The 17546-nt window shown below is 59.0% G+C and carries 18 protein-coding genes; 12 read left to right on the top strand and 6 right to left on the bottom strand.

Annotated elements, in window-relative coordinates; all coding sequences use genetic code 11:
• Positions 1-19 precede the first annotated feature (19 nt).
• From QA646_RS09030 to QA646_RS09020, 3 genes are all read right to left on the bottom strand, one after another.
• The gene (locus QA646_RS09030; RefSeq protein WP_283058728.1) at positions 20-637 is read right to left on the bottom strand and encodes a TetR/AcrR family transcriptional regulator; all 618 of its coding nucleotides are present in this window, start codon (positions 635-637) and stop codon (positions 20-22) included.
• Between the two features lie 81 nt (positions 638-718).
• Positions 719-1648 carry a MarR family winged helix-turn-helix transcriptional regulator gene (locus tag QA646_RS09025; protein WP_283058727.1) on the bottom strand — a complete coding sequence of 310 codons (930 nt, stop codon included), beginning with the start codon at positions 1646-1648 and terminating at the stop codon, positions 719-721.
• A gap of 73 nt (positions 1649-1721) precedes the next feature.
• Positions 1722-2441, bottom strand: a complete 720-nt coding sequence (locus QA646_RS09020) for an aspartate/glutamate racemase family protein (RefSeq protein ID WP_283058726.1) — start codon at positions 2439-2441, stop codon at positions 1722-1724.
• A 160-nt stretch (positions 2442-2601) separates the two neighbouring features.
• On the opposite strand from QA646_RS09020, the gene QA646_RS09015 reads away from it, so the two are divergent.
• The 3 genes from QA646_RS09015 (at position 2602) to QA646_RS09005 (ending at position 5416) form a co-directional block, all read left to right on the top strand.
• Entirely contained in the window at positions 2602-3066 is a 465-nt protein-coding gene (locus QA646_RS09015) for an Lrp/AsnC family transcriptional regulator (RefSeq protein WP_283058725.1), read from the top strand.
• 274 nt (positions 3067-3340) lie between these two features.
• Positions 3341-3973: a CatB-related O-acetyltransferase gene (locus QA646_RS09010; RefSeq protein ID WP_283058724.1), complete on the top strand. Its 633-nt coding sequence runs from the start codon at positions 3341-3343 to the stop codon at positions 3971-3973.
• 180 nt (positions 3974-4153) lie between these two features.
• Entirely contained in the window at positions 4154-5416 is a 1263-nt protein-coding gene (locus QA646_RS09005; protein ID WP_283058815.1) for an NAD(P)/FAD-dependent oxidoreductase, read from the top strand.
• 39 nt (positions 5417-5455) lie between these two features.
• Here the strand turns inward: QA646_RS09005 and QA646_RS09000 are convergent, their stop codons facing one another.
• Positions 5456-6499, bottom strand: coding sequence for an NAD(P)-dependent alcohol dehydrogenase (locus tag QA646_RS09000; RefSeq protein WP_283058723.1), 1044 nt, complete (start codon positions 6497-6499; stop codon positions 5456-5458).
• Positions 6500-6692: 193 nt separating this feature from the next.
• Between QA646_RS09000 and QA646_RS08995 the strand changes: the two genes are divergently transcribed.
• The 3 genes from QA646_RS08995 (at position 6693) to ilvC (ending at position 9428) form a co-directional block, all read left to right on the top strand.
• Positions 6693-7601, top strand: coding sequence for an AraC family transcriptional regulator (locus tag QA646_RS08995; RefSeq protein ID WP_283058722.1), 909 nt, complete (start codon positions 6693-6695; stop codon positions 7599-7601).
• Positions 7602-7713: 112 nt separating this feature from the next.
• Positions 7714-8364, top strand: a complete 651-nt coding sequence (locus QA646_RS08990; RefSeq protein ID WP_283058721.1) for a TetR/AcrR family transcriptional regulator C-terminal domain-containing protein — start codon at positions 7714-7716, stop codon at positions 8362-8364.
• 44 nt (positions 8365-8408) lie between these two features.
• Positions 8409-9428 carry a ketol-acid reductoisomerase gene (gene ilvC, locus QA646_RS08985; protein WP_283058720.1) on the top strand — a complete coding sequence of 340 codons (1020 nt, stop codon included), beginning with the start codon at positions 8409-8411 and terminating at the stop codon, positions 9426-9428.
• An 82-nt stretch (positions 9429-9510) separates the two neighbouring features.
• Here ilvC and QA646_RS08980 read toward each other — a convergent pair whose 3' ends face one another.
• Positions 9511-10119, bottom strand: a complete 609-nt coding sequence (locus QA646_RS08980; RefSeq protein ID WP_283058719.1) for a class I SAM-dependent methyltransferase — start codon at positions 10117-10119, stop codon at positions 9511-9513.
• 177 nt (positions 10120-10296) lie between these two features.
• Between QA646_RS08980 and QA646_RS08975 the strand changes: the two genes are divergently transcribed.
• The 3 genes from QA646_RS08975 to QA646_RS08965 all read left to right on the top strand — a co-directional run bounded on the left by QA646_RS08975 (position 10297) and on the right by QA646_RS08965 (position 12290).
• Positions 10297-10557, top strand: coding sequence for a type II toxin-antitoxin system Phd/YefM family antitoxin (locus QA646_RS08975; protein ID WP_283058718.1), 261 nt, complete (start codon positions 10297-10299; stop codon positions 10555-10557).
• A gap of 24 nt (positions 10558-10581) precedes the next feature.
• On the top strand, positions 10582-10974 hold the full coding sequence (locus QA646_RS08970) for a type II toxin-antitoxin system VapC family toxin (protein WP_283058717.1): 393 nt from the start codon (positions 10582-10584) through the stop codon (positions 10972-10974).
• An 86-nt stretch (positions 10975-11060) separates the two neighbouring features.
• Entirely contained in the window at positions 11061-12290 is a 1230-nt protein-coding gene (locus QA646_RS08965) for a PLP-dependent aminotransferase family protein (protein ID WP_283058716.1), read from the top strand.
• A gap of 203 nt (positions 12291-12493) precedes the next feature.
• Here the strand turns inward: QA646_RS08965 and QA646_RS08960 are convergent, their stop codons facing one another.
• The gene (locus tag QA646_RS08960; RefSeq protein WP_283058715.1) at positions 12494-13552 is read right to left on the bottom strand and encodes an aldo/keto reductase; all 1059 of its coding nucleotides are present in this window, start codon (positions 13550-13552) and stop codon (positions 12494-12496) included.
• A 174-nt stretch (positions 13553-13726) separates the two neighbouring features.
• Here QA646_RS08960 and QA646_RS08955 point away from each other — a divergent pair, with 174 nt between their 5' ends.
• The 3 genes from QA646_RS08955 to QA646_RS08945 are packed head-to-tail and all read left to right on the top strand — an operon-like array spanning position 13727 to position 17438.
• A complete protein-coding gene (locus QA646_RS08955; RefSeq protein ID WP_283058714.1) occupies positions 13727-14707 on the top strand; it encodes an ABC transporter substrate-binding protein in 981 nt (326 codons plus the stop codon).
• A gap of 17 nt (positions 14708-14724) precedes the next feature.
• On the top strand, positions 14725-16419 hold the full coding sequence (locus tag QA646_RS08950; protein ID WP_283058713.1) for an iron ABC transporter permease: 1695 nt from the start codon (positions 14725-14727) through the stop codon (positions 16417-16419).
• A complete protein-coding gene (locus tag QA646_RS08945) occupies positions 16407-17438 on the top strand; it encodes an ABC transporter ATP-binding protein (protein WP_283058712.1) in 1032 nt (343 codons plus the stop codon). The genes QA646_RS08950 and QA646_RS08945 overlap by 13 nt, the downstream gene beginning before the upstream one ends.
• The last annotated feature ends 108 nt before the right edge of the window (positions 17439-17546 follow it).

Below are 17546 nucleotides of genomic sequence, written 5' to 3'. Positions count from 1 at the left end.
GAAAATTCGTGTGAAAAAGTCAGTTCAGTAGTGTCAGGGCAGTTTCGGCGACGGCGATCATCTGTTCTCGGGTGCGGCCGGTTTTGCCGATCACGCGCATGCCTTTCGTCAGGCTGAGCAGCATGCGAGCCGTGTCTTCCACATCGAGCCGGTCCGATACCGAGCCGTCCTTCTGTCCGAGGCGGATCAGATCGACGAGCAACTGCTCGTCGACATCGAAGGCGAAGGCTACGCGGTTGGCGACTTCTGCGTCAAACAAAGCGAGCTCGGTGGCGCTGCCGACAACAAGGCAACCCTGGCGGCCAACCGCTCCGCTGGACGATTCCGCAAAGATGATCAGGAATGTGCGCAGCTTTTCGTAGGCGTTGGGTGCAGCAGCGAGGCGCTCGTCCCTGAGCCTGCAGCGCACATTCCGGTAGCGATCGAAGGCGGCAAGGAAGATGCCGCGCTTATCCTTGAACGCCTTGTAGACACTGCCCGCGGTCAGCCCCATGGCCTCGGTGAGTTCGCTGATCGAAGCGGCGTAATAGCCGCGCTCGGAAAAGACCCGCAGCGCCTGATCGAGCGCTGCATCCATATCGAATTCCCGCGGGCGGCCCCGAAGTTTCGGGGAAATATCCAGTGCGTCTGTCGTCATGCAGACTATTTAGGAAATGGTCGTTTCCAAATCAAGCGAAATTTTGCGGCGCAACATAATTGTGATGCGGGATTATCTGCTTTAGAGATCCAGCACCCACGTCTGGCCGTTCAATTCCGGACCGAACATGCGGTGTTTTTCTTCCGAGACGAGCCGGAATCCAGATTGGATATAGATGCCGCGTGCGGCATCGAGGATATCGTTGGTCCAGAGAGAAAGCTGACGGTAGCCGGCGCTGCGGGCAAAACGGATGCATTCGCCGACCAGCAGTTTGCCGAGGCCGAGGCCTCTCGCTGTTTTGTCGACATAAAGCAGCCGGAGCTTTGCGATGCCGTCGTCGCTATCGGCGACCATGACGGAACCTACATTCAGTCCGCCCCGCTCGACAATCCAGCATCGGTCCTTCTGCGGATTGAAGTTGGAGAGGAATTTCCCTGCTACCTCGGCGACCAAGCCTTCGAAACGCAGATCCCAACCGAATTCCTCGCAATAGAAGCGCGCCTGGCTCTGGACGATCCAACCGATATCGCCGGGGCGATGAGCGCGGATGATGGCGGGCGGCATGGCATTGGCGCTGGGGTTGAGGACGTTCTGGATCGTTCGCATCGCATCGACGACGCGTTCGGGCTCACCGATCGCTAGCGCGTCGAAATGCCCGGCGATTTCGGCGCGCGAGCGGCGCACGAATTCATGGAATTGCTGCTGTCCCTTATCGGTGACCGTGATAATCTGGCTGCGTAGATCATCCGGATCGGGCTTGGTTTCGATCAATCCGTCTTCGCGAAAGCGCTTCAGAATGCGGCTGAGATAGGCGGGATCGAGATGCAGGTCACGCGTCAATGTCGAAGCGGCGACGCCGCCGCGCGAGCCGATTTCGAACAGCACACGGACATCGGTCAAAGCGTATGGGCTGTCGAGATAGGCTTTATTCAGAACGCCGAGGAAATTGGTATAGAAGCGATTGAAGTCGCGGACTGCATCGATGGTCGCAAGTTCCGTCGTAACAAGCATGGAGATCGTCTCCTCACAATATAGGAGACGATGTCCATCATTTATTGGACTCAGTCAAGTAAATTCGACTTGATTATGCGGCCTTGCTAGCGCCTGCCTTTTCACCTTCGAGAGCGAAATCGACAGCCTTCTCCGCGTGGATCGTCGTGGTGTCGAAGCCCGGCAAAACAAGTGCATTCGGATCAAGGATCAGGCAGATCTCGGTGCAGCCGAGGATGACGCTGTCGGCGCCCTTGGCCTTGGCGCGTTCGATGATTGCCATCAGCTTCCGGCGCGACTCGTCCTTGACGATGCCGGCGCAGAGTTCGTTGAAGATGATGTCGTGGGTAATCGTACGGTCTTCAGCGTCCGGTACCATGACGGAGACACCGTTGCGGGCCATGCGATCGGTGTAGAAGCCATGCTCCATCGTGTAGCGGGTGGCCAGCAGCAGCGGCTTGACGCGACCGGCATCCTTCAACGCAGCCGCCGTTTCGTCGATGATGTGGATCAGCGGAATGGAGACGCGCGCGGCAACTTCCGGTGCGATCAGGTGCATGGTGTTGGTGCAGATCAACACGCATTCGGCGCCGGCGGTCTGCAGACGCTGCGCGGCATCACCAAGACGGGCAGCGGCATCCTCCCAACGTCCGGCCTTCTGCAAGGCGACGATGTCTTCGAAATTGACAGAGTACATCAGCACCTCAGCCGAGGCGAGGCCGCCCCGTCTGTCGCGCACCATCTCATTGATAAGACGATAATAAACCGCGGAACTCTCGAAACTCATGCCGCCGATCAGGCCGATTGTGCGCATACTGCTGCTCTCCGTTCTCGATTATGAATAGCAGAATATTGAGGCATTTTACGCGCCTCGTGTTTGCAATTTTTGTCGTATCTGCGGTTTTTTACGAAAAATTTTGCGTCGATACCGTATTATGCACAAAAACACAGCGTCATTGCGGAGATGGCTGCACATGCTTGACGAACGCGACCGAAAGATTCTCGATCTTTTGCAGGCCGATGCCGGCATTTCGGTGACCGATCTTGCCGACCGCGTGGCGCTGTCTGTGTCGGCCTGTTCCCGGCGCATCCAGCGGCTGGAGGAAAGCGGCCATATCGCCAGACGCATTGTCGTGCTCGACCGCGAGAAGATGGGTGTGCCGACTACGCTCTATGCGCTGATCAAGACAGCGCATCATGCCGACGAGTGGATCGAAACTTTTCGCAAGGCGATCAGCGATATTCCCGAGATCGTCGAGGCGCACCGGCTGACCGGCAATCACGACTACATCCTGAAAATCGTGCTGCCGCGTGTCGAGCATTACGATGTCATCTACAAGAAGATCGTGCGCCGGGTGGAACTCTTCGACGTTTCGGCATCAATCTCGATGGAAGTGTTGAAAAGCGGCGTGACGATCCCGGTCAGCTATGCCGAGTGAAGCGATGTCGTTTGCGGAACGATGTAGCGAGTGCCCCTAGGTTTTGCGAAGTATCATTGACGGCAACTTGGCGCCATTTGCGGACATCGTAGGCGGATGGATGTCTCTGCATCAAGAATTTCGGTATCAAAATTATTCATTAGAGCGATACACGGTCCACGATGGATTTCACGGTTCAGAGGCAATAGCCTAATCGCAATAAAGTCAGCCGCAAGATTTCAACAGGACGCCACTTCGGCATGGCTGGCTGTCAGTATGTTTGAACAGGTTCTCGATGGCGCTTCTCGACGCAAATGCCGTTAATCCAATTACCCTGCCCGATGGGACTGTATATAGGGACACGGTGTATCTGAAGAACGTCATAGACCATCCGCGCATGGAGATCGGCGATTTCAGCTATTACACACATTCTGGAAGGCCCGAAGACACAGCCGGGATTCTGGCCCCTTATCTTGGTCATAGCGTTCGCGAACGGCTGGTGATCGGCAAGTTTGTCCAGATTGCCAGAGGAAGCTATTTCATTACCAGTTCGGCTAACCATCCGATGACTGGCTTCACCACCTATCCGTTTCGCATCTTCAAACCAGAGACCTTTGGCTACAAAGACCTGCCCGTGAAGGACACGATTGTGGACCACGATGTATGGATTGGCCAAAACGCGGCAATTATGCCGGGTGTCCACATAGGTGCGGGTGCAATTGTCGCTGCCGCCTCGGTCGTTGCTCGCGACGTACCACCCTACGCAGTTGTCGGAGGAAATCCGGCATCTATCATCCGAATGCGCTATTCCAGCGAAGTTATCAGCGAGCTTCTTCGTCTTGCCTGGTGGGACTGGCCTATAGATAAAATCGAAGCAAACCTAACGGCACTCAGCAGCGGCGACATGGCCACACTCAGGCTGGCTTGAACGATAAGCGCCCGGCATCTCTCGCGTCCGCTTCGGACCGAAAGCTGCCGCTGGTAACATCTGCCATCAAATTCCGGTCATTTGCTTGCGCCCCCGCACAGGTGCCATGCACAAAAGATGGTTGCCGGCTATGGTTCTCAACCCTACGTTTGCGAAGAGAAACAGATGCGGGGTGTCGTCGTGCAGGATCATCACGTTGTCGTCGTTGGGGGTGGGTTTGGCGGCTTGCAGCTCGTCAACGATCTCAAGGGAACTCCGGTCCGCGTCACGCTGATCGACCGGCGCAATCATCACCTGTTTCAGCCGCTGCTCTATCAAGTCGCTACCACTTTGCTTTCCACTGCCGAGATCGCCTGGCCGATCCGCAGTCTTTTTCGCGATCGGCCGGAGGTGACGACGCTGCTGGCGGAGGTCGTCGGCGTTGACAGTAACGCGCATGTGGTGACGCTGAAGGGCGGCGCTACGATCGCATATGACACGCTCGTGCTGGCAACGGGCGCCACGCATGCCTATTTCGGACATGACGAATGGGAACCGGTGGCGCCAGGATTGAAGACGCTGGAGGATGCGACGACGATCCGCCGCCGCGTTCTGCTGGCCTTCGAACGGGCCGAAATGGAAAACGATCCCGCCATCCGTGATGCTCTGCTGACTTTCACCATCGTCGGCGCCGGGCCGACCGGCGTCGAGCTTGCCGGCATTATCGCCGAGCTGGCCAGAACGACGCTGCCGAAGGAGTTCCGCAACATAGACACGACCAAGGCCAGGATCATTCTTGTCGAAGCCGGGCCGCGTGTTCTCCCAAGTTTTGACGAAGGCTTGTCCTCCTACGCCCACAAGGCGCTGGAAAACTTGGGCGTCGAAGTTCGTACTGGAAAACCCGTCACATCCTGCACAGCGGAGGGCGTAACGATCGGCGAGACCTTCGTGCCGAGCCGGACGATCGTCTGGGCCGCTGGCGTGCAGGCTTCGCCCGCGGCTGAATGGCTCGGCGTCCCGGCCGATCGCGCCGGCCGCGTCATGGTCGACAAGGAATTGAGAGCACCCGGCGAGGCGGATATCTTCGTTATCGGCGACACCGCGGCGGTGGCGCGCGACGATGGCAGCCCCGTGCCGGGCATCGCGCCGGCTGCAAAGCAGCAGGGGGCTTACGTCGCCAAAGTCATACGGGCAAGGCTATCGGGCCAGCCGGCGCCGGGGCCGTTTCGCTATCGTCACCAGGGAAGTCTTGCCACCATCGGCAAAAGTGCAGCAATTATCGATTTCGGCTGGATCAAGCTCAGGGGCTGGATCGCCTGGTGGGTCTGGGGCCTCGCCCACATCTACTTCCTGATCGGGACGCGCTGGCGTATTGCCGTCGCTTGGAGCTGGCTATGGATCTATTTCAGCCGCCAGCATAGCGCACGACTGATCACGCAGAGGGAAACCATGCGCGACGACTGAAAAAGGGCGGCATCCGGGAGGACGCCGCCCTTCGCGGGTTTACGCCAACGAGGCAATATCGATGACGAAGCGATAGCGGACGTCGCTCTTCAGCACACGCTCATAGGCTTCATTGACCTGATCGATATTGATTACCTCGATCTCCGATGCAATGTTGTGCTTGCCGCAGAAATCGAGCATTTCCTGGGTTTCCTTGATCGAGCCGATCATCGAACCGGACAGGCTGCGGCGGCCGGGAATCAGCGAGAAGGCATGGACCGGAACCGGATGCTCGGGCGCACCGACGACGACCATGCTGCCATCGACCTTCAGCAGGCTGAGATAGGCGTTCCAGTCGACGGCGATACCAACCGTCATGATGAGGAGGTCGAACATGCCGGCAAGCGTCTTGAATGTTTCGGCGTCGCTCGTCGCGTAGTAGTGATCGGCGCCGAGACGCAGACCGTCTTCCTTTTTCGACAGCGTCTGGCTGAGAACGGTGACGTCTGCACCCATGGCGTGGGCGATCTTGACGCCCATATGGCCGAGGCCGCCCATGCCGACGATCGCAACTTTCTTGCCGGGGCCGGCCTTCCAGTGGTGCAGCGGCGAGTAAAGCGTGATGCCGGCGCAGAGCAGTGGAGCTGCAGCGTCAAGCGGAAGATTGTCGGGGATGGAAAGGACATAGCCTTCCTTGACGACGATCGAATCCGAATAGCCGCCATAGGTCGGCGTTTCGCCGTCGGCTTCGACGTCGTTGTAGGTCTGGACCACGCCGGGCATGTAATGTTCTAGGTCGAGATCGCGGGTGGCGCAAGTCGTGCACGAATTGACGAAGCAGCCGACGCCAACGCGATCGCCAACCTTGAATTTGGTCACTTTCGAGCCGACCGCGCTGACGATGCCGGCGATCTCATGACCCGGAACCATCGGATATTTGGCATTGCCCCATTCGTTGCGGGCCTGATGAATGTCGGAATGGCAGATGCCAGAGAATTTGATCGCGATGACGACGTCGTCCTCGTTCGGATCACGGCGTTCGAAGGTGAACGGAGTGAGCGGCTTGGAAGCGTCGGTTGCTGCATAACCCTTTGCGATAGGCATGGGAGGTTCCTTGAGGTGGGTTGGGAATGGAATTGAGACGCTGGACTATGCATCGAGACCGGGCCGCAGCGTTAGAGCGATCCTGCAAGCTTTATGTACGATCCTGCGAATCTAAATTGACGGCGGCTCTTTTTCAGCGAGAGGGGTTCACCTAGATAAGCCTCTACACGCTCTCAAAAACAATCGGTTGCGCATGACACTGGCTTTCAATCCCAATCAGGAACTCGCCTCCATCGTTGCCCGTTTCGCCACAGGGGACGGAGAACACCGCACGCCGATAGACGGTCTCAATCTATACCGGCAGTCGGCGGTCACCGTTTGGCAACACGGGGCCTATCGACCCTCCTATGCCGTTGTGGTTCAGGGGCGGAAGAGCTTGACGGTGGGGGCCGATACCTACCACTATGGTGTCGGCGAGTATATTCTGACCGCCCTCGACCTGCCGGTATCGACGCAGGTCACCAATGTCCGCAATGACACTCCCTATCTTTGCTTCTCCATGGTGCTCGACAGCGAGCGGCTGAAGGAGCTGTTATCGCGTGTCAATATTCCGCGCCAAGCAATGACGGCGGAACCTATGCGCGGGCTGGCGGTCAATGCGGCATCACCGGAACTGCTCGATGCCTCGCTGCGGCTGCTTAGACTGCTCGACCGACCTGAGGATATTCCGGCCATGGCGCCGTTGATCGAGCAGGAGATTCTTTATCGTTTGCTGACCGGTCCGAACGGCCCTCGATTGCTGCAGGTCGCCATGGCCGAAAGCCAGAGCAACCGAGTGGCGCGTGCGGTTGCCTGGATACGCGGCAATTTCGCCCAGCCGCTGCGCATCGAGGAGCTGGCGGAACGCGTCGGCATGAGCGTTTCCTCGCTGCATCACCATTTCAAAGCCGTGACTGCCATGACGCCGATGCAATACCAGAAGCAGCTTCGTCTACACGAGGCGCGGCGATTGATGATCGTGGAGCAGTTGGATGTCGGCTCCGCCGGCCATCGCGTCGGCTATCAGAGCCCGTCGCAGTTCAGCCGCGAATATAGCCGCCTTTATGGCCTGCCACCGTTGAGGGATGTCGAGGGCATGCGCAGCCCGGTCCCGGCGGAATAATCTCCTTCGCAATTGACGCGATGCAGCAACGATTTGCGCTTGACGCTTGCCTCGCCCTCAGTCATAACGGCCACGAACCGTACCGTACGGTACGCATTTGGGAGTGGCCATCGTGCTCAGCGAAGCAGGACAGACGAGCGAGTTTTCGCCGCGCCAGAACGCCGTTCTGGAACAGGCGCTGCGTTTGCTCGTCGATGGCGGGGAAAAGGCGCTGACGACCTCGGGCGTTGCGCGCGCTGCCAATTGCTCCAAGGAAAGTCTCTATAAATGGTTCGGCGACCGCGACGGTCTGCTGTCGGCGATGATTGCCTATCAGGCGAGCAAGGTGCGCACCTTCGAGCGCAACGGCGAGCGACTGACCGTAGCGAGCCTGCATGACCATCTCGTCATTTTCGCCCGCGATCTGCTGGAGGTTTTGGCCGGCGACGTGTCGCTCGCATTGAACCGTCTGGCGATCGGTCAATCCAACCGCGACGGCTCCAAGCTCGGCAAGCTTTTGCTGGAGCGCGGCCGCCGTCAGATCGACCGGCGCGCCAGCGGGCTGATCGACGCCGGGAAGCGGGCAGGGCTATTGCGCTTTACCGATGCCGACGAGGCATATCATACGTTCTATGGGCTCATTGTTTCCGACCTGCATGTGCGCATGTTGCTCGGCGAGCCTGGTTTGAAGGATACCAGCCGTCAGGCGGAGAAGGCGGTCAGCGCCTTTCTCCGGCTTTACGGCACGGAAAAAGTTTTGGCGGAAGCGGCAGCAACCGTCTGACAATTTAAAATCTGCACCCAGACAAGCAAAGGGAAGGACAAACAATGCGCGTCTATTACGATCGTGATGCCGATCTCAACCTCATCAAGTCGAAGAAGGTCGCCGTCATCGGCTACGGCTCTCAGGGCCGCGCCCATGCGCTGAACCTGAAGGATAGCGGTGCGCAGAACCTTGCGATTGCGCTCAAGGCCGGCTCGGCAACTGCCAAGAAGGCTGAAGCCGACGGCTTCAAGGTCATGACCGTTGCCGAAGCTGCTGCCTGGGCCGACCTGATGATGATGGCGACCCCGGACGAACTGCAGGCCGACATCTACAACTCTGAAATCGCTCCGAACATCCGCGACGGCGCCGCGATCGCTTTCGCACACGGCCTCAACGTTCACTTCGGCCTCATCGAGCCGAAGGCTTCGGTCGACGTCGTCATGATCGCTCCGAAGGGCCCGGGCCACACGGTTCGCGGCGAATACCAGAAGGGCGGCGGCGTTCCCTGCCTCGTTGCCGTTCATCAGAACGCTTCCGGCAACGCCCTTGAACTCGCTCTCTCCTACGCCTGCGGCGTCGGCGGCGGCCGTTCGGGCATCATCGAAACCAACTTCCGCGAAGAGTGCGAAACCGACCTCTTCGGCGAACAGGTCGTTCTCTGCGGCGGTCTCGTCGAGCTCATCCGCGCCGGCTTCGAAACGCTGGTCGAGGCTGGCTACGCTCCGGAAATGGCCTATTTCGAGTGCCTGCATGAAGTGAAGCTGATCGTCGACCTGATCTATGAAGGCGGCATCGCCAACATGAACTACTCGATCTCGAACACGGCCGAGTGGGGCGAATACGTCACCGGCCCGCGCATCATCACCGAAGAGACCAAGGCTGAGATGAAGCGCGTCCTGAAGGACATCCAGACCGGCAAGTTCACCTCCGAGTGGATGCAGGAATACCGTTCGGGCGCTGCCCGCTTCAAGGGTATCCGCCGCAACAACGACAGCCACCAGATCGAAGAAGTCGGCGCCAAGCTGCGCGGCATGATGCCCTGGATCGGCAAGAACAAGCTGGTCGACAAGAGCGTCAACTAAGCTTCGTCGGGTCTATACCCAATGAGAAGGGCCGGGGAGGGAGACTTCCCCGGCCCTGATCGATTTAAGACGTGTTTACGGCTTAGATGGCGGATGGAATACCTTTGCTGGCCCTCATTCGCAGCCATTTCGTCAGTTTGCCATCGTAGCCGCTGCCATCGGTTTCATTGAGCGAAATATCTTCCCATCCGGTCGACATCAGCAGATCGTCAAGCCAGTCGGCTGAGAGATAGTTGTAGTATCGGCCGAAGCTGTCATAGCCCTCGGTTTTTCCCGCTTTGAAGCTGGCGTGAAAGATGCCGCCGTTTTTCAGGGCTTTGTGGATGCGGTTGAATATCCCTGGAAGATCCGATCGTCGCACATGCAGCAGGGATGCTTCGGCCCAAATGCCGTCATAGGCTTGATCGTCCTCTAATTCTTCGAACCTTCGAACGATCACCGGCCTTCCGATCAAGTTTTCGGCCTGCTTGGCCATTTCCGCCGAACCGTCCATGGGTGTGACGTTGAAGCCCTGCGTGATCATGTAGGCTGCGTCCTGACCACCGCCGCAGCCAAGTTCGAGAATCGACGCGCCGGCGGGGAGGGCATTCAGAAAGGCATCGAGCCGGCGCTGCGGCAGACTGCGGTCGCGCACCGCATAGATGGCGGCGTTCTCGTCGTAGAAGGAAAAGGTAGGGTCGTCGTTTGTCACAAGGATTTCAGCTCGGTTGGGGGCATACTAATTGCAGTGATTTCTATCTCGAATACTGCTGCCCTTTGCGCTCGCATCAAGGCTCCAATTGTCAGAATAGCAGGATTGTACGCGAAATTAGAGCTTGAATCGGTCATAAAAGTAACTAGTCTTAAAACTAGTCAGAAGGAGCGTATTATGCGGCAATGGCCTGTTCAAGACGCGAAAGCGAAATTCAGCGAGATGCTCGATGCCTCCTTGGAGGAGGGACCGCAGCTCGTTTCAAAAAGAGGCGAACCCAAAGCAGTGCTTATTTCCATTTCTGAATGGGAGGCATTGAACAGGCGCGCTAAGCCATCAGCCAAAGAAGTCCTCCTTGCGCCTGAACCAAGATTCGAACTCGATATTCCCTCTCGCAAGGAATGGGTATGGCGAGATATCAATCTGAGCGAGGGTTGATATTTGTACTTGCTAGATACGAACGTGGTCTCCGAACTACGCCGGGTGAAACCCCATGGTGCGGTACTTGCTTGGATAGGCACCGTTGGGGATGGCGATCTTGCAATTTCAGCCATTACTATCGGTGAGATCCAGCGCGGCATCGAACTGACTAGGGAAACCGATCCCCAGAAAGCGAGTGAACTTACGCGTTGGCTCGATAGTCTAAAGCTTGGAATTCGAGTCATTTCCTTAGATGCGGAATGCATGATCCGATGGGCGCAATTCATGCATCGCAAATCGCCGACGCTGATTGCCGATGCAATGATAGCGGCGACCGCGTCGGTTCATAATCTCACTATCGTTTCACGGGATGTCGTCGATTTCTCGAGCTTTCCCGTCACTGTTCTCAACCCTTTCGACTATAAATCTTCTTGAGGGTGCACAAAATAGGTCAGCATTATTGACTTATCGATTGTTGCGTGGTCTTGTGGTGCAAAGACCAAAAATTACGAGGAAACCCCGTGTTGAATTGGGAAAATATCTTTGCGACGCGTTCGAGCCGTATGCGCGCCTCCGAAATCCGCGAACTGCTGAAACTGCTGGAGCGTCCGGACATCATTTCGTTCGCCGGCGGCATTCCCGATCCGGCGCTGTTTCCGGATCAGGAATTCAAGCAGGCTTATGCGGACATCTTTTCCGGCCCGGCCGTCAACGCGGCCCTGCAATATTCGGTCAGCGAAGGCTACAAGCCGCTGCGCGAATGGCTGGTCAGCCAGATGGTGGCGCTTGGCGTTCCCTGCGAGCTCGAAAACGTCTTCATCGTATCCGGTTCGCAGCAGGGTCTCGATTATCTCGGCAAGCTGTTCCTGTCGCCGAAGGACACGGCACTGGTCACCGCCCCGACCTATCTCGGTGCGCTGCAGGCCTTCAATGCCTATGAGCCGACCTACGATCAGCTCACCCCGAACGGCAACCGTACGCCGGCCTCCTACCGCGCTGCCGCCGAGCAGGCGGGCGGCAAGGTGAAGTTTGCCTATCTCTCCGCCGATTTCGCCAATCCGACCGGCGAAACCGTCGATCTCGCCTCCCGCGAAAAGCTGATCGATCTCGCCGACGAGCTGGATATCGCCATCATCGAAGACGCCGCCTATCAGTCGCTGCGTTATGACGGTGAGGCGATTCCGCCGATCCTGGCGCTGGAAATTGCCCGCAAGGGTAATATCAACGATACGCGGACGATCTATTGCGGCAGCTTTTCCAAGACCTTGGCGCCGGGTCTTCGTGTTGGTTTCGTCGTTGCCAACGCCCCAGTTATTCGCAAATTGGTGCTGATGAAGCAGGCGGCTGATCTGCATTCTTCGACCATCAACCAGATCGCCATCCATCAGGTAGCCGAGCGCGGTTTCGATGCGCAGGTCGCCAAGGTCCGTAAGACCTACAGCCACCGCCGCGACTGCATGCTGGCGGCGCTTGCGAAATATATGCCTGAGGGGACGAGCTGGACGAAGCCCGAGGGCGGCATGTTCGTCTGGATCACCCTGCCGAAGGGCATGGATGGGGCCAAGCTGCTGGCAAAATCGCTGGAGACGGCAAAGGTCGCCTTCGTGCCTGGCCAGGCCTTCTTCGCCGACGGCTCTGGTCCGAACACCTTCCGCGTCAGTTTCTCCTGCGCCAATGATCAGATGATCGATGAGGGCATCTCTCGGCTCGGCAAGCTGATTGCCGACGAAATCGGGGCGATGGCGGCTTAGCTTTTACCTTCTCCCCAGCGGGGAGCAGGATGCGCTTTAGCGCAGGTTGAGGGGGCGTTGCACCGTAAGGGGTGTCTTTCGCTTGCCGCTCAAGACTCACCTCGCAGTGCGAGGTGCCCCCTCATCCGGCCTCTCGCGATTTCGTTTCACTCAATCGCTCCAGCCCACCTTCTCTCCGCGGGAGAGAAGGTGTTTTGTTTTCCTCACTTCGCCAAATGCGGCGCAATCAGCGATAGGTCGGCTTCGCTGAGCCGGTCGCTCGCGGTATTGCGCTGGTGCCAGTAGGGATAGAGCAGCGGCGGCAGGCTGACGTCGTCGAGGCGCTTGCGCTCTTCTTGCGTCAGCTTCAGTTCGGCGCTGGCGAGATTGTCCTTGAATTGCGCGTCCGTGCGGCCGCCGATGATGACGGACGTTACACCCTTGCGGCCGATCAGCCAGGCCAGCGCCACCTGCGCGGCCGAGACGCCACGGCCGTCGGCAATCTCCACCAGCGTATCGACGATGTTCCACAGGCGGTTTTCGTCGCGGATCGGCGGTTCGGTCCAGCCGGCGAACTGGCGGGTGCCTTCCGGCGTCGCCTGGTTGCGGCGATGCTTGCCGGAGAGGAGGCCGCCGGCGATCGGGCTCCAGACGAGGACGCCGAGCCCTTGATCGATGCCGACCGGCAGCAGCTCGTATTCGGCGTCGCGTGCTTCAAGCGTATAGTGAATTTGCTGGCTGACGAAGCGTTCGCGCTTGTCGCGCTCGCTGACGCCGAGCGCTTTCATGATGTGCCAGCCGGAAAAATTCGAGCAGCCGATATAACGCACCTTGCCTTGACGGATGAGCGTATCGAGCGCCTCCATCGTTTCTTCAAGCGGCGTCTGACCGTCCCATTCGTGCAACTGATAGAGATCGATGACTTCGGTTTTCATGCGCTTCAGGCTGGCTTCGCAGGCCTGGATCAGGTGCTGGCGCGAGGAGCCGGCATCGTTGACGTCGGGACCCATCGGGAAGCGGGCCTTGGTGGCGATCAACACGCCGTTCTTGCGCGGACCGCCGATGATCTCCCCGAGGATTTCTTCGGATACCCCTTGCGAGTAGACATCGGCTGTGTCGATCAGGTTGACACCGGCATCGAGGCACATGTCGACAAGTCGCTTTGCCTCTCCGACGCCCAGATCACCGACGGTCTTCGCCCAGCCGACGCCGCCGAAGGTCATCGTCCCCATGGTAATGGTCGAAACTTTAAGGCCGGAGCGGCCAAGCAGGCGGTATTCCATAGATTATCCTCCAAAAATCAAAGCTGAAACTCGCGCGCTAGCAGATAGTGCACGGCGCTTATGGTCAAGGTCGAATGATAGTATGAACGGTTCGGCTCGCGATTGCGGATTGTCACAATCATGTTAACCGGCCTCGCTAAGGAACCCTTCTCATCACTCAGCCGAGGACGCTTCATGAAGACGTTTGTTTCCGCTCTCGCCGGCCTGCTGGCCGTCGCCCTTTTCTCCGGCTCGGCTGCGGCCGCCGACCTCGTGCTCTACACCAGCCAACCGAACGAGGATGCGCAGGCAACCGTCGATGGCTTCATGGCTGCCAATCCCGGCATCAAGGTCGATTGGGTTCGGGACGGTACCCCGCAGATCATTGCCAAGCTGCAGGCGGAAATCCAGGCTGGCGCTCCGGTCGCCGACGTGCTCCTGATCGCCGATACGGTGACGCTGGAGCGACTGAAGGAAGCCGGCAAGCTGCTCGCCTATAAGTCGCCCGAAGCCGCAAATTACGACCCGTCGTTGTACGATGCCGACGGCTACTATTATTCCACCAAGCTGATCACGACCGGCATCGTCTACAACACGGCCGCCTCGATGAAGCCGACGAGCTGGCAGGATCTGGCCAAGCCGGAGGCCAAGGGCCTCGTTGCCATGCCGAGCCCGCTCGCTTCGGGTGCGGCTCTCATTCATGCGCAGACGCTTACCGGCGTCGGCAGCCTCGGCTGGGATTACTACAAGAACCTTGCCGCGAACGGCGCAATCGCTTCCGGCGGCAATGGCGCGGTGCTCAAGGCCGTTGCTTCCGGCGAAAAGGCCTACGGCATGGTCGTCGACTACATGCCGATCCGCGAAAAGGCCAAGGGTGCACCGCTGGAATTCGTTTTCCCGACCGAAGGTGTTTCGGCCGTGACAGAGCCGGTCGGCATCCTCGCCAGCGCCAAGCATGTCGACGCCGCCAAGAAGTTCGTCGATTACGCGCTGTCGGAAAAAGGCCAGCAAGGCTTCCTGAAGCTCGGCTACATCCCCGCCCGTAATGGCATGCCGCTGCCTGCTGGTTTCCCGGCGCGTGACAGCATCAAAGTTTTGCCGTTGAATGCCGCCGAAGCTCTGAAGAATACCGACCAGGATCTGAAGACCTTCTCTTCCTACTACGGATCGAAGTGATCCAATCTGGACGGTCGATGTACGGATATGTGCGTAGGGGAAACAGCCAGCCGACCTGGCTGTTTCCTTTTGTCGTTGTCATCGTGATGCTCTTGAGCGTGCTGCCACTGGCGCGGCTGGCGGTGGTTGGCATCGAGGCGCTGGGGCGCGGCGGGGCCTATGAACTGATCACGGATCCCGCCCTTTGGCGTTCGACCTGGTACACGATCGAGACCGCCGTGCTTGGTACGGTCATTTCCGTGCTGCTTGGTTGTCTCTTTGCCTTCCTGCTGACATTGACCGACATTCCGGGCAGGGGACCGATCGGCTTTCTTTTCGTCCTGCCGATGATGATTCCGCCGCAGGTGACTGCGCTCGCCTGGGTGCAGATGTCCGGTCCATCCAGCCCCTTGTTGAAAGCGCTACACATGGCGCCGCCGCTCGGCTCGCCGCAGCCGCTTTACTCCATCGGCGGCATTGCGCTGCTTTATGGCGTGCAGCATGCGCCGCTGGTGTATCTCGCGCTCCGGGCCGGCCTGATGGCACTGCCGCGTGACGGCGTCGAGGCGGCCAGGCTGTCGGGTGCTTCCGGATTTCGTGTGTTCCGCGACATTATCCTGCCGCTGTCACTGCCCGGTGTCATTGCCGGTGCCGCCATCGCTTTCGTCTCTTCGATCGGCAATTTCGGCATCCCGGCCATCCTCGGCATTCCAGCTTCGATCTTCACCTTGTCGACGCTGATCTTCACCAAATTCTCCACATTCGGCCCACGCACCTTCGGGGACATCGCCATGCTTTCGGCCATGATCGCGGTGATTTCGATTGCTGGCCTTGTAGTGCAGGGCAAGGCGCTGAAGAGGCGGGATTATCGGGTCATCGGGCTTTCCGGCGCTTCCGCTGCCTTCACGCTCGGCCGTTGGCGTCTTGCCGCCATACCGCTGCTTTGGGCGATCCTGTTTATCATGCTGATCGCGCCGTTCTTCGCGCTGGTCGCCGGCGCGTTGGTGCCGGCCTACGGTGTGCCGCTGACCTTAAAGACGGCATCGTTGCATGCCTTCACCGAAATCCTGTTTCGGCAGGCGGTGACGCGCGTCGCCTTCTCCAATTCATTGTTTCTCGCCGGGATGACGGCGCTTGGTCTCCTTGCGGTGACTGTGCTGACCGCTTACTCCCTGACACGGCGCAAGGATATGCTGAGCCGGATCGTCGGTGGGCTGATCGAGATTCCCTATTCGCTGCCGGGAATCATCGTCGCTGTCTGCTTAATCCTGGTTTTCGCGGCACCATTGCCGGTTCTCAACGTCACGCTTTACGGCACGATCTGGATCATACTGCTCGCCTATTTCTCGGCTTATTTCGCCGTCAGTCTCAAACCGGTGATGAGCGCCTTTTTGCAACTCGATCCGGCGTTGGAGGAGGCTGCACGTCTCTCGGGCGCGGGCTTCTTCCGCCGCCTTGCCGATATCATCGTGCCGCTGATCGCGCCGGCAGCGGGCGCTTCGGTGATCCTGGTCTTTCTCATCGCCTGTAACGAGCTCACCGTTTCCGCCTTGCTCTGGTCGGCGGGCACGCAGACGCTCGGCGTCGTCATCTACAATCTCGATGATGGCGGCAGCGCCGATCTCGCCTCCGCCATGTCAGTCATCGTCATCGCCATGGTGGTCACGATGATGCTGCTTCTGGAAATCTTGGCCAAGCGCCTGCCGAAGGGGGTGGTGCCGTGGCGAAGCTGATCCTCAATCACGTCAGCAAGGATTTCGGCACGGGCGGCCGCCCTGCGGTCAAGGCGCTTTCGCTGGAGGTCCGGGAGGGTGGTTTTCTGGCGCTGCTCGGGCCGTCCGGCTGCGGCAAAACGACGGTGCTGAGGATGATCGCCGGCTTCGAGCAACCGACGGACGGTTCGATTTATCTGGGCGAACGCCTGCTTGCCGACGCCGCGCACATGTTGCCGTCGGAGCGGCGCAATATGGCAATGGTGTTCCAATCCTACGCCCTCTGGCCGCATATGAACGTTGCTGACAATGTCGGTTACCCGCTGAAAGTGCGCGGCATTTCCGGCGAGCGCTACCGTCAGAAAGTGCGCGAGGCTTTGTCGACCGTGCGGCTGGAAGATTACGCCGAACGGCGGCCGGCGGATCTTTCCGGCGGCCAGCGTCAGCGTGTGGCGCTGGCGCGCTGCCTGGTGACATCTCCCGATGTCGTGTTGCTGGATGAGCCGCTTGCCAATCTCGATCGTCATCTCAAGAGGGAGATGGAGGAGACCTTCCGCGAATTCCATCAGCGCTCGGGCGCCACCATGGTCTATGTCACCCATGATCAGAGCGAGGCGATGGCGCTGGCGACGGATGTCGCCGTCATGTCAGAGGGACGGCTGCTGCAGGTCGCGGCGCCGGCGGAAATCTATGCACGACCGGAGGGCCGGCTGGTCGGCGGATTGGTGGGGCAGGGCGCGATCCTGTCGCTCGCCATTCCGGATGGTAAGCCGCGGCTTATCGATTGGCCGGCGCTGAAGGCGATTTGGAGGGAGCAGGAAGATAAGGGCCTGCGCGCCGATATTCTCGTTCGGCCCGAGGACGTCGTCGCCGATGCCGAGGGCATCTGCTGCAGGGTGGAATCCGTCCTTTACGAAGGCGAGCGCTATGCATTGCGGCTGTCGTTGCCGGATGGTCAGATGCTCCGGGCCTATAGCCGCGAGGCGGTGAAACCGGGCGATCTCTACGCGGTCGCTGTTCGGTCGGCATGGCGGCTGTGATCGGTATCCTGAGTATAAGACAATACGGTTGTTCGCAGCTTTTACCTGTGCTTGAGTTGCCCGATGTCACGAATGGGAGTCGCGCCATGTCCGATCAAAACTTCCCGA

Source organism: Rhizobium sp. CB3090, from assembly GCF_029714285.1.
Taxonomy (GTDB): Bacteria; Pseudomonadota; Alphaproteobacteria; order Rhizobiales; family Rhizobiaceae; genus Rhizobium.
The sequence above is the reverse complement of the archived record's forward strand: the minus strand, read 5'-3'. Positions and strand labels throughout refer to the sequence as shown.